We start from the raw sequence: 15,500 nt of genomic DNA, 5'->3' as shown, positions 1-15,500 counted from the left end.
GGATTATCAATGAGAAAATCTCGATATGCTCGCACTTTACACTTTCTGTGCATAGATCCAAGCGAGACTCACCTACACGTAAAAGAGATAGAAAAGCACCTAATTATCCCACTCTACAAGATGACAGCGGGCGACTTGATGCTTTTCGATAGAAAGCAAAGTAATCGTATCTTACTCATCGACTACAAAGAGGTGCCACAGTTAATCGTTGTTTTCCCTAACTTACCCGTCATGTGGAAAAACAATGAGATCATCTTGTTCAATGTACCTCAACAGCTCCCTACCTCGGAGTTGCTCACTTTCGGCGTATTAAAAGGGCTATTTTATGACTCCGAACAAAAAGTGAAAATAGCAAAGGGGATTCAACAGGTCATTAATGGTGATAATTGGTTACCACGAAAAGTAACCAATCAACTGCTTTTTTATTACCGTAATATGGTGAACACCAACACGACACCCACCAATGTAGATTTGACGATCAGAGAAATCCAAGTGATCCGTTGCCTTCAATCAGGGTCATCCAACACTCAAATAGCCGATGATTTATTTATTAGCGAGTTCACCGTAAAGTCACACCTTTATCAGATTTTCCGTAAGTTAGCGGTTAAGAATAGAGTCCAAGCTATCGCATGGGCTAATCAGAACTTACTTGCATAATTGATCCGCCTCTTAAACTGAGGATAATTTTGAGGAAAACTCTAGTAAACCATACGTATTGTTGCTGAATTTTCGACATAACTTATGCTAGAGTTGCCCTCAGAAATATCAGCCACTCAGGTTGAATCAATAATTATTATAGATAAAGGGTCTTATCATGATCAAAAAGTGCCTTTTCCCGGCAGCTGGCTACGGTACACGCTTCTTACCTGCAACTAAGTCAATGCCTAAAGAGATGATGCCTGTTGTAAACAAGCCTCTAATTGAATACGGCGTTGAAGAAGCTATCGAAGCTGGTATGGACGGTATGTGTATTGTTACCGGTCGTGGTAAGCATTCTCTGATGGATCACTTCGATAAAAACTACGAACTCGAACATCAGATCAGCGGCACGAATAAAGAAGACTTGTTGATCAATATCCGTGAAACAATTGAAGCGGCAAACTTCACTTACATTCGCCAACGTGAAATGAAAGGTCTAGGTCATGCTATCTTGACTGGTCGCGAGCTTGTGGGTGATGAACCGTTTGCAGTCGTGCTTGCTGATGACCTTTGTGTGAACGAACAACAAGGTGTGTTGGCTCAAATGGTTGCACTGTACAAACAGTTCCGTTGTTCAATCGTTGCTGTTCAAGAAGTGCCAGAAAACGAAACGCACAAATACGGTGTTATCTCTGGTGAAATGATTAAAGATGATCTTTTCCGTGTTGACGACATGGTTGAGAAGCCAGAACCAGGTACTGCACCAAGTAATCTAGCGATCATTGGCCGTTACATTCTGACTCCAGACATCTTTGAACTTATCGAGCAGACTGAACCAGGTAAAGGTGGCGAAATCCAGATTACCGATGCATTGTTAAAACAAGCCAAAGCAGGCTGTGTATTAGCATACAAATTTAAAGGCCAACGCTTTGACTGCGGTAGTGTAGAAGGCTATATCGAAGCAACAAATTACTGCTTTGAAAATCTATACAAAAAAGACCAGCAACAAATCGAACTAGGTAAGCACTCAACAACAAAAGAAGCTTAATCGCTAGTTTTGGCATACTAACTAATGATACGTAGCGATGAGTTAGTCGCGTAATAAATGATTTAAAGGGTGACTCGAAAGCGTCACCCTTTTTTTTGTTTACTGTTTTTTTATCCAGTAAAACTTTGCACAAATCTCACTCTATGTAATACTTTAGCCACTTAAAATTACATGGTCTATTGAGATGGATAAAATAGAAATCAGAGGCGCTCGCACGCATAACCTCAAAGACGTCAACCTAACCATTCCCCGAGATAAGCTCATTGTTATCACAGGATTATCTGGTTCAGGAAAGTCGTCACTTGCGTTTGATACCCTTTATGCCGAGGGGCAGCGTCGCTATGTTGAGTCTTTGTCAGCCTATGCTCGTCAATTTCTATCCCTTATGGAAAAGCCTGATGTTGACCACATTGAAGGTTTGTCTCCTGCTATCTCAATAGAACAAAAGTCAACCTCTCACAACCCCCGCTCAACCGTGGGTACAATCACCGAGGTTTATGATTACTTAAGACTGCTCTACGCACGAGTAGGTGAACCACGCTGCCCAGATCACAATACTCCTTTGGCTGCACAAACCATCAGTCAAATGGTCGATAAGGTGTTAGAACTGCCTGAAGGCTCGAAGATGATGCTAATGGCACCCATCGTCAAAGAGCGCAAAGGTGAGCACGTTAAAACACTTGAGAATTTAGCCGCTCAAGGTTTTATCCGCGCTCGAATTGATGGGGAAACCTGTGACTTATCCGATCCGCCAACCCTCGAGTTGCATAAAAAGCACACCATAGAAGTCGTCGTTGATAGGTTCAAGGTTCGTCCTGATCTTCAGCAACGACTTGCTGAATCCTTCGAAACGACATTAGAGCTTTCTGGTGGCATTGCAGTTGTCGGTTGGATGGATGAAACAGAACAAGAAGAGATTGTGTTCTCTGCAAATTTCGCTTGCCCTAAGTGTGGCTATAGCATGCAGGAGCTTGAGCCTCGCCTGTTCTCATTCAATAACCCAGCAGGTGCTTGTGGTACGTGTGATGGACTTGGGGTTCAACAATATTTCGATCCAAGTCGGGTGATTTTGGATGACAATCTGAGCATTGCTGAAGGCGCAATTAAAGGTTGGGATCAAAAGAACTATTACTATTTCCAAATGTTGACGTCACTATCAGAGCATTATGGTTTTGATCTTTATTCTCCATTTAATTCTCTGCCAAAGAAAACTCAAGAGATCATCCTGAAAGGCTCTGGCCGCACAGAAGTAGAATTCAAATACATCAATGATCGTGGTGACATTCGAGTTAAGCGTCATCCATTTGAAGGCATTCTCAACACTTTAGAACGTCGTTATCACGACACCGAGTCAAGCGCTGTGCGTGAAGACTTAGCTAAATATATTTCGACAAAATCTTGTTCTAGCTGTAACGGCACTCGTTTGAGATTAGAAGCAAGAAACGTCTTTATTGGTGACACCACACTGCCTGAAATCGTTGAGCTCAGCATTGCCGATGCACTGCAATTTTTCCAAGAATTGAAGCTAGACGGTCAACGTGGACAAATCGCAGATAAAGTGATGAAAGAGATCAATGACCGACTGCATTTCTTAGTTAATGTCGGTTTGAATTATCTCAACCTATCACGCAGTGCAGAAACGTTATCTGGCGGAGAAGCACAACGGATCCGCTTAGCAAGCCAAATAGGCGCAGGCTTGGTTGGTGTTATGTACGTACTCGATGAACCATCGATTGGTCTCCACCAGCGCGATAATGAACGCCTACTTCAAACTTTGGTTCACCTAAGAGACTTAGGCAATACCGTACTTGTCGTTGAGCATGATGAAGATGCGATTCGCTGCGCTGACCATGTTATTGATATCGGTCCAGGTGCCGGGGTTCACGGCGGTCATGTGGTTGCTGAAGGGACAATGCAAGATATTCTCGATAACCCAGAATCATTAACTGGGCAATATCTGAGCGGTGTAAAAGAAATTGCTATACCAACAGAAAGAACACCTATCGACAGAAAGAAGGTCGTTGAGATAGTCGGGGCGACAGGTAATAACCTCAAAAATATCACGGCAACCATTCCAGTCGGTTTGTTTAGCTGTATCACAGGCGTATCAGGTTCCGGTAAATCTACGCTAATCAACGATACCTTTTTTAAGATCGCTCATACCCAACTCAATGGTGCGACGACAGCCGTAGCTGCGCCGCATAAGAAGCTCAAAGGGCTAGAACATTTTGATAAGGTGATTGATATTGATCAGAGCCCTATCGGTCGTACACCAAGATCAAACCCTGCTACTTATACTGGGATCTTTACTCCGATCCGTGAGTTATTTGCGGGTACACAAGAGTCGCGATCTCGTGGCTATAAACCAGGACGATTCAGTTTTAACGTTCGTGGTGGTCGCTGTGAAGCGTGTCAGGGAGACGGTGTGATCAAAGTAGAGATGCACTTCTTGCCAGATGTGTATGTGCCGTGTGATGTGTGTAAAGGTAAGCGTTATAACCGTGAAACTTTAGAAGTTCGCTACAAAGGCAAAACCATTGACGAAGTTCTAGAGATGACCGTAGAAGATGCGCGCGAATACTTCAACCCTGTTCCTGTGATTGCTCGTAAGCTACAAACCTTAATGGATGTTGGTCTTTCTTACATCCGTCTTGGGCAAGCAGCAACAACCTTATCCGGCGGTGAAGCACAACGTATCAAACTCGCACGTGAGCTATCTAAACGAGATACAGGAAAAACCTTATACATTCTAGATGAACCAACTACTGGCCTTCATTTCCATGATATTCAACAGCTACTCACGGTTCTACACAGGCTGCGTGATCACGGAAATACGGTTGTTGTGATTGAACACAACCTAGATGTCGTCAAAACCGCAGATTGGATATTAGATTTAGGCCCTGAAGGTGGTCAAGGTGGTGGTGAGATTGTTGCAGAGGGTACACCTGAAGATGTGGCGTTAGTCGAAGGTTCACACACTGCTCGCTTCCTTAAGCCTATGTTAAATTTGAAGTAGGTGTAAAATAGCGCCCTGCGGGCAGACAGAAAAATGTTAAAGTAACAGAGCTTGTTTCAAAAGGAACAAGCTCTGTTTTTATAAGGTTAGGGATTTATGGCAACAATACATACTAGCGGTACCCAGCTAGAAAATCAGATAACTCAGCTACCACTCAATAAAGCCTTTCTTGCTTCTTTAGCTGTCGTATTCTTATTAGCTATGCATTTTTTCATGCCGAACCCTGGGGGCTCTGGCCTAGCTTTATCCTTTAACCCTATGACTTGGTTAGCACTAAGCTTTACGTTAGCGATTGGCTTTTATCAGCTAGCGACTAACCGGGTGCTCAAATATTCCAAACTAACCGTTGGTTTACTGGTTAGCTGCATCATACTTACGCTACCCATCTTTTACAGCAACGCATCACCTCAAGGGGCATCAGGGCGCTTGCTTGGATTGTGGGCAGGCTTTGCGTTATTCGTCGTCCTCCAGCAATTTAAATTCAGCAATAAACACAAGCAACGTATATTGTGGTTCATTGTACTCGCTGTCGTCATTCAAGCGTTGTTTGGTTATGTACAATATTTTGCCTTAGAGCCAGGAAACCCATTTGGCTACAACACTGCTGCGAATCGACCTTACGGGATCTTCCAACAACCCAATGTTATGGCCAGCTTCCTAGCCACTGGCTTTGTGCTTTCTGCTTATCTTCTTGCGAGACAACCCGCGAAATATAACCACAAGATTAGCGAGTCGATTTTACTTTATTTAACTCCAACCTTAACCGTACCTCTATTAATTATTATTGCATCACGAACGGGTTGGTTGGCAGCGGTAATAGGGTTGATATGCATTCTGCCTTACCTATACAAATTCTCGACTAAGAAGCGATTTTACGGATGGTGCACATCAGTAGTAGTCGGTATCGCTGTTGCGTTTACGGTTATTAACCTGAGCACAACGGATAGTCTCGCGAGCAAAAGAACCAATTTAGAAAGCCCAAGAGCCTATACCTTTCCACAAGCGTTAGACATGATGATAGAAAAGCCATTTACAGGTTATGGTTACGGGAAGTTTGAACCTGAATACACCTTATATACGGCTCGCCAGCATCAACTTAACTCGAATTATCACCCCGGCCTTCCATCCATGGATCACCCTCACAATGAGTTTCTTTTTTGGGGCGTTGAGGGCGGGATAGTACCAATCATCGGTATCTTGATTGCTGCGGTGCTGGTGATGTCACGTATAGCCAGTTCGGCTAAAGGAACTCGTCTAGTACTGCTCGCGCTATTTATACCCATACTCTTGCATTCTCAGCTCGAGTATCCATTTTACCACTCTGCGATTCACTGGATAACCTTTATCATTTTGATTTACTGGGTTGATCAACGCTCTTCTCGGCACTATCAACAGTCGTTTAGTATCGTCAGTAAAACCCTCTTTAGAGTGTCGAGCTTAGTGATTCCGATCTTGGTGAGCTTCTATATGTTGAGCGCGCTGCATACCAATTATGTGCTGACTCAATTTGAACAATCTAAGCCGAAGAACCCAGATATTCTTAAGCAAGTTACGAATCCCGTAGTATGGAAAGATCGCTATGATTGGGATGTGTACAGCACGTATCTCAACATTGGGCTCTACAAAGCTGATCCGAGTCTTATTCAGCCTTATGTTGATTGGTCTTTGGAAATAATAAAGAGTAAACCAAGACCCGCGTTTTACAGTAACCTAATCCTCGCGTATCAGGGTTTAGGCGATCACAGCAAAGCAGAACAAATTCGGAGCGAAGCAAGCTTCTTATTTCCAAATAGAGATTTTTCAAAAGTTCAGTATAAGAAAATTTCAGCCGCTGAGAACAACGTATCTTCTGCCAAGTGATATTGATGCAGCTAAAGCGGTAGACTTTGGAGGCTTAAGTTAGGCACAAAAAAAGCGCACGATCTCTCGTCGCTTTTTTTTCGAATTTTACGGTTAATTATTCTAATACATCTTTTAGTGCTTTTAAGCACAATGCGACGTTCTCTTTACGAGCGCCATAACCCATTAAACCAATACGCCAAGCCTTCCCTGCCAAAGAACCAAGGCCTGCACCGATTTCAAGATTATACTCTTCTAACAACTGCGTTCTTATTTTGGCTTCATCAATCCCTTCAGGGAAGTAAAGCGCATTCAATTGAGGTAGGCGACTCTCTTCGTCAACCACAAATTTTAACCCCAAAGCTTCTACGCCAGCTTTCAGTTCTTGGTGCATCGCATAGTGACGTGACCAAGCGTTGTCTAGGCCTTCATTTTTCAATAAAACCAACGACTCATGCAGAGCATACAGGCTATTCACCGGCGCCGTGTGGTGGTAACTACGCTTACCTTCGCCACTCCAATAACCTAATACTAAACTTTGATCTAGGAACCAGCTTTGCACTGGCGCTTGGCGGGCTTTCATTTTATCAACAGCACGCTGAGAAAAAGTAACCGGAGATAGTCCAGGTACGCAAGATAGACACTTTTGGCTACCCGAATAAACTGCATCAAGCTGCCACTCATCAACTAGTAATGGCACACCACCTAGAGACGTTACTGCATCAACAATCGTTAACGCACCAAACTGACGAGCGATAGCTGAAATAGCTTGAGCATCAGATAACGCTCCGGTTGATGTCTCTGCATGTACAAATGCGACAGCAACAGCATCAGGGTTTTCTGCCAATGCTTGTTCTACCTTTTCAACTGAAACGGGCTTACCCCACTCGTCGTCAACAAGGATGGCTTCGCCACCACAGCGAACCACATTCTCTCGCATACGCTCACCGAAGACACCGTTACGACAAACGATCACCTTTTCACCTGGCTCAATCAAGTTAACAAAACAGGTCTCCATACCCGCACTACCCGGAGCAGAAACGGCAATCGTAAATTCGTTTTCAGTCTGGAAAGCGTATTTAAGAAGCTGTTTCAGTTCATCCATCATCGCGATAAATAACGGGTCGAGGTGACCAATGGTTGGGCGGCTTAAGGCCTGTAAGACTTGAGGCGAAATGTCTGAAGGACCCGGTCCCATTAACGTTCGGTGCGGTGGATAAAAGCTATCAATAGCAGTAGTGAGTGTTAAATTAGACATGTACATCCCTTACGTTAATGTTGTGAACAATCCACCCTAAAGCAAATTGATTACCTCAGCAATTAGCCATAAGTATTGAGGTCACACCACTGTCACATAATTGTTAAAATTATTTTTTAAATATCTCCAGTTACGGATTGACATTGTTACCGCAAACACGTTCAATGAAATGGCTATCTAGCAGAAGAGGAGCACTGCCCAGGCAGATGTTTTGTGGAACCGCATTTCCAATACAAAACATTAAGGGGGAGCAGTGCCGAGATAATAAAAGGATGCAGGACCTTTATTATCGGTTGAGCGGGCTGAATCCCGGCAACTGTCGCCATTTCTATATGGTGAGGAGCTTCTGAGGTTACTATTCTAATAATTCCTCTCTTTTTGCTCTAAATACTCTCTTCGAAAAACATCGGACGTTGGATTACCCAACCGTAATTTTATTTTAGGAAGTCGTGGGAGATATATCGTGAGTGCATCTAATGTAGCTGGTTCTTTTAATGTCGCTAAGTTTGGTGGAACAAGTGTTGCCAACTTTGAAGCAATGAGCCGTTGTGCTGCTATTATTGAAAATAACTCGAATACGAAACTGGTCGTGAGCAGTGCATGCTCTGGCGTTACCAACCTACTCGTTGAACTCGCGAATGGGGTTCAAGACAAAGCTCGTCGTCAGGATTTGATGACGCAACTGACTGACATTCATAACGCAATTCTCGATCAGCTAGCTGATCCAATCAGTATCGAAAAAGACGTACATTGTATTCTCGATGATATTGCGAGCGCCGCAGAAGCTGCATCATTTCAAGCCAGCACTAAATTGACAGATCACCTTGTCGCATGTGGTGAGCTGATGTCGACACACATTTTGGCTCAGATTATTCGTGAACGAGGTACACCAGCCGTTCGTTTTGATATCAGAGAAGTGATGCGCACTAATGGTGATTTTGGTAAAGCAGAACCACAACTTGAAGATATTTCAGCCCTAGCAAAAGAGAAGCTTATACCACTTTGCCAACAGCAAGTTGTGGTTACTCAAGGTTTTATCGGTGCAGATAGCGAAGGTAACACCACGACTTTAGGCCGTGGTGGCAGCGATTATTCCGCCGCGCTGATCGCCGAATCAGTACAGGCAATGGGGTTGGAAATCTGGACAGATGTTCCGGGTATTTACACGACAGATCCACGCATCGCACCGAAAGCATCTCCTATTCCAGAGATCAGTTTTAGCGAAGCATCGGAAATGGCAAACTTTGGTGCGAAGATACTGCACCCTTCAACTCTAGTACCTGCATTGCGCCACCAAATCCCGGTATTTGTCGGCTCTTCTAAAGCACCAGAGTTAGGTGGAACTTGGATTCGCCAAGAAGTTGAAAGCTCACCATTATTCAGAGCACTTGCTCTTCGTTGCAACCAAACGATGGTTACACTTCGCAGTGCAAACATGTTCCATGCTTACGGCTTTTTGGCGAAGGTATTCGAGATCCTTGCTAAACATAAGATCTCAGTCGATCTCATCACGACTTCAGAGATCAGTGTCTCACTGACTCTCGATCAAACAGACACATCAGGTGGCGCTCCTGAGTTACCAGAAGCTGCTCGACTGGAGCTTGAAGAGTTGTGTTCTGTAGATATTGAACACGACCTATGCCTTGTTGCGCTTATTGGCAACAACATGAGTGAAAGTAAAGGCTATGCAAAGCAGGTGTTTGGCACTCTGGAAGATTTCAATCTACGTATGATTTGTTACGGAGCAAGCCCACACAACTTATGCTTCTTGCTAGATGCATCTGTTTCTAAGTTGGCGATCCAAAAACTTCACCAAGAGTTATTTGAATAAGGCGATGGTTAATTAATTGGTTTTAATTAACCAAACCCCAGATACAAAAAGGGTTGCTCTTGAGCAACCCTTTCTCTTTTTTACTTTACGAACCAAAGCTCGTCATAGATTCAAACTAGTTAATGTTTGGACCTAACCACTTCTCAGCTTCCAACATATCCCAGCCCTTACGATCAGCATAGCTTTCTACTTGATCCTGTTGAATCTGTGCAATCGCAAAATATCGCGAATCAGGATGAGAGAAGTACATACCCGACACTGAGGCACCTGGCCACATTGCGTAACTCGTGGTTAGTGACATGTCGATGGCTTTTTCAACGTCCATCAACTCCCACAATGTGCCTTTCTCTGTATGTTCTGGGCAAGCAGGGTAACCCGGAGCTGGACGAATACCTTGGTACTTCTCTCGAATCAAATCGTCGTTAGACAAATCCTCATCAGGCGAGTAACCCCAAATGTCCTTTCTCACTTCTTTGTGTAAATATTCTGCAAACGCTTCAGCCAAACGGTCCGCAACCGCCTGAATCATAATCGCATTGTAATCATCACCATTAGCTTTATATTCATCAGCAAGCTCTCGCTCACCAATACCGCCAGTAACCGCAAAGCCACCAATCCAGTCAGCTTTACCGCTGTCTTTTGGAGCAATGTAATCTGACAAGCAGTAGTTAAAACCTTTTGGCTTCTCGGTTTGCTGGCGAAGATTATGCAGAACCTTCAGCACTTCTGTACGGGATTCATCGGTATACACCTCGATATCATCACCCACACTGTTCGCAGGGAACATGGCACACATACCACGAGCTTCAAGTAACTTCTCTTTCTCTACGCGATCCAACAAATCGTTGGCATCTTTGAATAGTCGTTTAGCTTCATCCCCCACCTCTTCGTGATCAAGGATTGCTGGGTACTTACCAACTAATGACCATGTCATAAAGAACGGAGTCCAGTCGATGTACTGACGCAAAGTCGCTACATCAAAATCACTGAAAATATGAACTCCCGGCTTAGCGGGTGCAGGGGGAGTGTAGGCATCCCAATCGATAGCAACTTTATTGGCACGAGCTTTCTCAAGTGTGACGGGCTTGGTACGAGGTTTTTTACGATTGTGTTGATCTCTAACTCGATCATAATCGATGTTCAACTTCTCAACGAAAGCAGGTTTCAATTCATCAGAGAGTAATGAAGTACAAACGCCTACAGCGCGAGATGCGTTATTGACATAAACAACTGGCTCAGAGTAGTTCTGCTCAATCTTAACCGCAGTGTGTGCTTTAGATGTCGTTGCTCCGCCAATAAGAAGAGGCAGCTTAAAGCCTTGTCTCTCCATCTCTTTGGCAACATGTACCATTTCATCAAGAGAAGGGGTAATCAGACCCGACAAACCAATAATGTCGACATTCTCTTCTTTAGCTACCTTAAGGATTTTTTCACATGAAACCATCACGCCTAAATCGATAATTTCGTAGTTATTACACTGCAAGACAACGCCCACAATGTTTTTGCCAATATCGTGAACATCGCCTTTTACGGTCGCCAGTAAGATTTTTCCGTTAGTCGCACCAACATCTTTAGTTGCATTAATAAATGGTTCTAGATGTGCTACCGCCTGCTTCATAACACGGGCAGATTTCACTACTTGAGGAAGGAACATTTTACCTTCACCAAACAGATCACCAACCACGTTCATACCATCCATTAATGGGCCTTCAATCACCTCAATAGGGCGAGAGGCATTAACGCGAGCTTCTTCGGTATCTTCAACAATAAAATCGGTAATACCTTTCACTAAAGAGTGTTCTAAGCGCTTTTCTACTGGCCAAGTTCGCCATTCTAGAGCTGACTTATCTTCAACTTTACCAACGGCTCGCTCTAGGTACTCGGTTGCAATATCAAGCAAACGTTCTGTCGAATCATCACGACGGTTAAGTACTACATCTTCAACCGCTTCACGTAAATCTTCAGGCACGTTATCGTAAATCTCTAACTGCCCGGCATTTACGATACCCATATCCATACCATTTTTGAAACAGTGGTATAGGAATACTGCGTGGATTGCCTCACGAACGTAGTTATTACCGCGGAACGAGAACGAAACATTCGATACACCACCAGAGATCATTGCATGAGGGAGATCGCGTTTGATATCTCCTACTGCTTCAATAAAATCAACCGCATAATTGTTATGCTCGTCAATGCCCGTCGCAACTGCAAAAATGTTCGGATCGAAAATAATATCTTCAGGTGGGAAACCGACTTCATCAACAAGAATGTTGTAGGCATTGGTACAGATCTCAACTTTACGCTCTCGAGTATCGGCTTGGCCGACTTCATCGAAGGCCATCACAATGACTGCAGCACCATAACGACGAACTAATTTAGCTTGCTCGACAAACTTCTCTTTCCCTTCCTTCAATGAGATAGAGTTAACGATGCCTTTACCCTGAATACATTTCAGACCCGCTTCAATAACTTCCCATTTTGAAGAGTCGACCATGACTGGCACTTTCGAAATCTCTGGCTCAGATGCACATAGATTAAGGAATTTAACCATGCACGCCTCAGCGTCTAGCATCCCTTCATCCATGTTGATATCAATGATTTGTGCACCGTTTTCTACTTGCTCTCGAGCAACACTCAACGCTTCATCGTAAAGCTCTTCTTTAATCAGGCGCTTAAATCGAGCTGAGCCGGTAACGTTAGTACGCTCACCTACGTTCACAAACAGAGATTCTTTGGCGATCGTCAACGGCTCTAACCCCGAAAGACGGCAAGAGACTGGCAAATCGGGTAATTGGCGCGGCATTACACCGTCAACAGCCTCGGCCATCTGGCGAATATGTTCTGGTGTCGTACCACAACAGCCACCAATTAAGTTTAAGAAGCCACTTTCAGCCCATTCCTTAACATGTTCAGCCATATCTTCGGGAGAAAGGTCATACTCGCCAAACGCATTAGGTAAACCGGCGTTAGGGTGAGCAGAAACATAGCTTTCTGAGATACGGGACATCTCACCAACGTACTCTCGCAGTTCATCTGGCCCGAGTGCACAGTTCAATCCAAACGAAATAGGTTTAACATGACGAAGGGCGTTATAGAATGCCTCAGTAGTCTGTCCTGAAAGCGTACGGCCTGATGCATCAGTTATGGTGCCTGAGATCATGACTGGCAATTTAATACCAACTTCTTCAAAAACCGATTCAACAGCAAAAGAACATGCTTTTGCATTTAACGTGTCGAAGATAGTCTCGATAAGAATAAGATCTGAGCCGCCTTTAATAAGTGCTCGTGTCGATTCGGAGTAAGCTTCAACAAGCTCATCAAAGCTAACATTACGGTAGCCTGGATCATTAACATCTGGGGATATAGAACACGTTCGGTTTGTTGGACCTAACACCCCTGCCACAAAGCGAGGTTTATCCGGAGTCTTTGCTGTCCACTCATCAGCAGCTTCACGAGCTAGCTTGGCAGCAGCAAAGTTAATTTCTTCGCTAAGGCTTTCCATATCATAGTCGGCCATAGCAATGGTTGTTGCATTAAAGGTATTGGTTTCGAGGATATCAGCCCCAGCTTCCAAATATTCAGTATGGATATCTTTGATAAGCTTGGGCTGTGTAAGAACTAAAAGGTCATTGTTGCCCTTTAAGTCACTATGCCAATTAGCAAAACGTTCACCGCGGTAGTCTTGCTCTTCCAATTTATAGTCCTGAATCATAGTGCCCATGCCACCATCGATCAGTAAAATTCGTTGCTTCAACAGAGCTTCAATCTTTTGCCTTACATTACTTCCCACAGTACAACCTCATTCCTTTAATTATCCCTCCATCCTATCACACATTAAAAAGGAGTCTAGACGTCTAAAAAAGGAAATTGATTACCGAGTCATGACAAAAAAATGTTTGCTATTTGAGCATGAGACAACGAAAATTCATATTCATACTTTGTTACATGTTGGAATACCAATGTCGGTCTATTACACCTTATGCTTCTTGTCCGCTGCTGCCATGCTTATTGCTTTCGTGAATACCAAAATTGGTAAGATGCAGACAACCATCGCCATCACAGCTGGTTCAATGATGCTATCTCTATTGATTATCATTGCGGGACAAAATAATTGGTTCCAATTGGCAGACATTGCCTCAGAGACCGTTGCCAGTATCAATTTTGAAGATTTCCTTCTAAAAGGGATATTAGGGTTCTTACTATTTGCAGGCGGGTTGGGAATTAAATTACCAAACCTAAAAGACCAAAAGTGGGAAATAACAGTACTCGCATTAGGGGCAACGCTATTTTCAACATTCTTTATTGGTTTTGTGCTCTATGGGTTCTGTCAGTTCATCGGTATTCAATTTGATCTAATTTACTGCTTACTCTTTGGCTCTCTAATCTCCCCGACCGATCCAATTGCCGTGTTAGCCATCGTAAAGAAACTCGATGCGCCAAGACGAATCTCTACTCAAATCGAGGGAGAGTCTCTATTTAACGATGGTTTTGGTTTAGTTATCTTCGTAACCCTATTTACTATCGCATTTGGTACAGAAGCGCCAACAGTCAGCAGTGTAACTATGCTTTTTGTCCAAGAAGCGATTGGCGGAATTGTCTACGGTTTTGCTTTAGGCCTCGTATTCCACTACTTAATTAGCAATACAGATGACCACTCGATGGAGTTACTATTAACTATCGGTATCCCAACTGCTGGTTATGCCTTTGCTGAAGTTCTACATGTATCGGGACCATTGGCAATGGTGGTATCAGGTATCATGATTGGTAACTGGACACGCTTTATCGGATTCTCAAAAGAGAGTGAAGACCACTTAGACCATTTCTGGGAGCTAATAGACGAGTTTTTAAATGGTGTATTGTTTTTACTAATCGGTATGTCAATGTTGCTATTCAAATTCCACCAAGAAGACTGGATCTTAATGGCGTTCGCCGTTCCTCTAGTACTAAGCGCTCGCTACCTAAGTGTCTTCTTGTCTTATATCGGGTTTAAGCGCTTTAGAACTTATAACCCATGGTCTATAAAAATTCTAACTTGGGGTGGTTTACGTGGCGGCTTAGCTCTCGCTATGGCACTTTCTATACCTTCTGGCATTTGGGTAATTGAAGAGAAGCTCATCGATGTAAAAGAAGTTATCCTCGTTATGACCTATGCGGTAGTTGTATTCTCGATTTTAGTACAAGGCTCGACAATTACTCCTATGATCGAAAAAGCAAAGCAAGCAGAGAAAGAGCTAGATTAACATCTCATAATATTAAACTAGGCTGCCTAATTTAGGTGGCCTTTTTTGTATCCTCTAGAAATTGGACACGTCAAATATTCCACACTCAAAAGCATCTATGTGGACTAAATTCTAGATCGAGCTGAGACCAAAAGAAGGCAAAAGAAATTTAATAACTATGTAGAAGACTCGTGAAACAACGATCTTAGCTCTATTCTAGTTCATACTAGGGACAAGTCATGCAAAGAACTCGTTCATCTTTAGCACTATTGGGCATCCCCACCAAATCGGTCTTCAGTTGTATAAGTATAAATTGGATAGGGTTTACCATTTAATCTTGAAACAAAAGTAATGAGACTAAGAGCCTAGCAGCAATAACTTTAGCCATTATCGGAAGCTGCGGTATTAAATGAGTATTGAGCAGAAAGACTCTATTTTTCAACTAAGTCTAAAAACGGAAGGTTACAACAAATAGGTTTCCAGAGGTGCGAGTAGATAGGAATAGCTAAAGTAACAAAAACAAAAAGGCTCTAGCATTTCTGCTAGAGCCTTAAGTATGGCAGGGGTGGAGAGATTCGAACTCCCAACACGCGGATTTGGAATCCGCTGCTCTGCCAATTGGAGCTACACCCCTAAAACTTTCATTA

The 15,500-nt window shown here is 43.4% G+C and carries 8 protein-coding genes, 1 tRNA gene and 1 riboswitch; of the genes, 6 read left to right on the top strand and 3 right to left on the bottom strand.

Translation table 11 applies throughout. The features are described 5' to 3' along the window. Nucleotides 1-9: 9 nt before the first annotated feature. From ACFI6G_RS19745 to ACFI6G_RS19730, 4 genes are all read left to right on the top strand, one after another. Nucleotides 10-657 (top strand): LuxR C-terminal-related transcriptional regulator, encoded by a 648-nt coding sequence (locus ACFI6G_RS19745; RefSeq protein WP_016767798.1) that lies wholly within the window; start codon nt 10-12, stop codon nt 655-657. A 157-nt stretch (nt 658-814) separates the two neighbouring features. Beyond that, on the top strand, nt 815-1,687 hold the full coding sequence (galU, locus tag ACFI6G_RS19740) for a UTP--glucose-1-phosphate uridylyltransferase GalU (RefSeq protein ID WP_004735975.1): 873 nt from the start codon (nt 815-817) through the stop codon (nt 1,685-1,687). 184 nt (nt 1,688-1,871) lie between these two features. Next, entirely contained in the window at nt 1,872-4,703 is a 2,832-nt protein-coding gene (gene uvrA / locus ACFI6G_RS19735) for an excinuclease ABC subunit UvrA (protein WP_016792986.1), read from the top strand. Nucleotides 4,704-4,799: 96 nt separating this feature from the next. After that, on the top strand, nt 4,800-6,563 hold the full coding sequence (locus tag ACFI6G_RS19730; RefSeq protein ID WP_016792985.1) for a PglL family O-oligosaccharyltransferase: 1,764 nt from the start codon (nt 4,800-4,802) through the stop codon (nt 6,561-6,563). Nucleotides 6,564-6,660: 97 nt separating this feature from the next. Here ACFI6G_RS19730 and ACFI6G_RS19725 read toward each other — a convergent pair whose 3' ends face one another. After that, on the bottom strand, nt 6,661-7,800 hold the full coding sequence (locus ACFI6G_RS19725) for a pyridoxal-phosphate-dependent aminotransferase family protein (RefSeq protein WP_010434313.1): 1,140 nt from the start codon (nt 7,798-7,800) through the stop codon (nt 6,661-6,663). Between the two features lie 176 nt (nt 7,801-7,976). Beyond that, nucleotides 7,977-8,154, top strand: a riboswitch (Lysine riboswitch). A 109-nt stretch (nt 8,155-8,263) separates the two neighbouring features. Here ACFI6G_RS19725 and lysC point away from each other — a divergent pair. Next, the gene (gene lysC, locus ACFI6G_RS19720) at nt 8,264-9,631 is read left to right on the top strand and encodes a lysine-sensitive aspartokinase 3 (RefSeq protein ID WP_462710436.1); all 1,368 of its coding nucleotides are present in this window, start codon (nt 8,264-8,266) and stop codon (nt 9,629-9,631) included. A gap of 115 nt (nt 9,632-9,746) precedes the next feature. Here the strand turns inward: lysC and metH are convergent, their stop codons facing one another. Further along, nucleotides 9,747-13,424: a methionine synthase gene (gene metH, locus ACFI6G_RS19715; RefSeq protein WP_462710435.1), complete on the bottom strand. Its 3,678-nt coding sequence runs from the start codon at nt 13,422-13,424 to the stop codon at nt 9,747-9,749. A gap of 169 nt (nt 13,425-13,593) precedes the next feature. Between metH and ACFI6G_RS19710 the strand changes: the two genes are divergently transcribed. Next, nucleotides 13,594-14,874 (top strand): cation:proton antiporter, encoded by a 1,281-nt coding sequence (locus tag ACFI6G_RS19710; protein ID WP_010434305.1) that lies wholly within the window; start codon nt 13,594-13,596, stop codon nt 14,872-14,874. 536 nt (nt 14,875-15,410) lie between these two features. Here ACFI6G_RS19710 and ACFI6G_RS19705 read toward each other — a convergent pair. Further along, nucleotides 15,411-15,487: transfer RNA gene (locus ACFI6G_RS19705), tRNA-Trp, on the bottom strand. Nucleotides 15,488-15,500: the final 13 nt, after the last annotated feature.

Source organism: Vibrio sp. PSi01, from assembly GCF_054960695.1.
The sequence above is the reverse complement of the archived record's forward strand: the minus strand, read 5'-3'. Positions and strand labels throughout refer to the sequence as shown.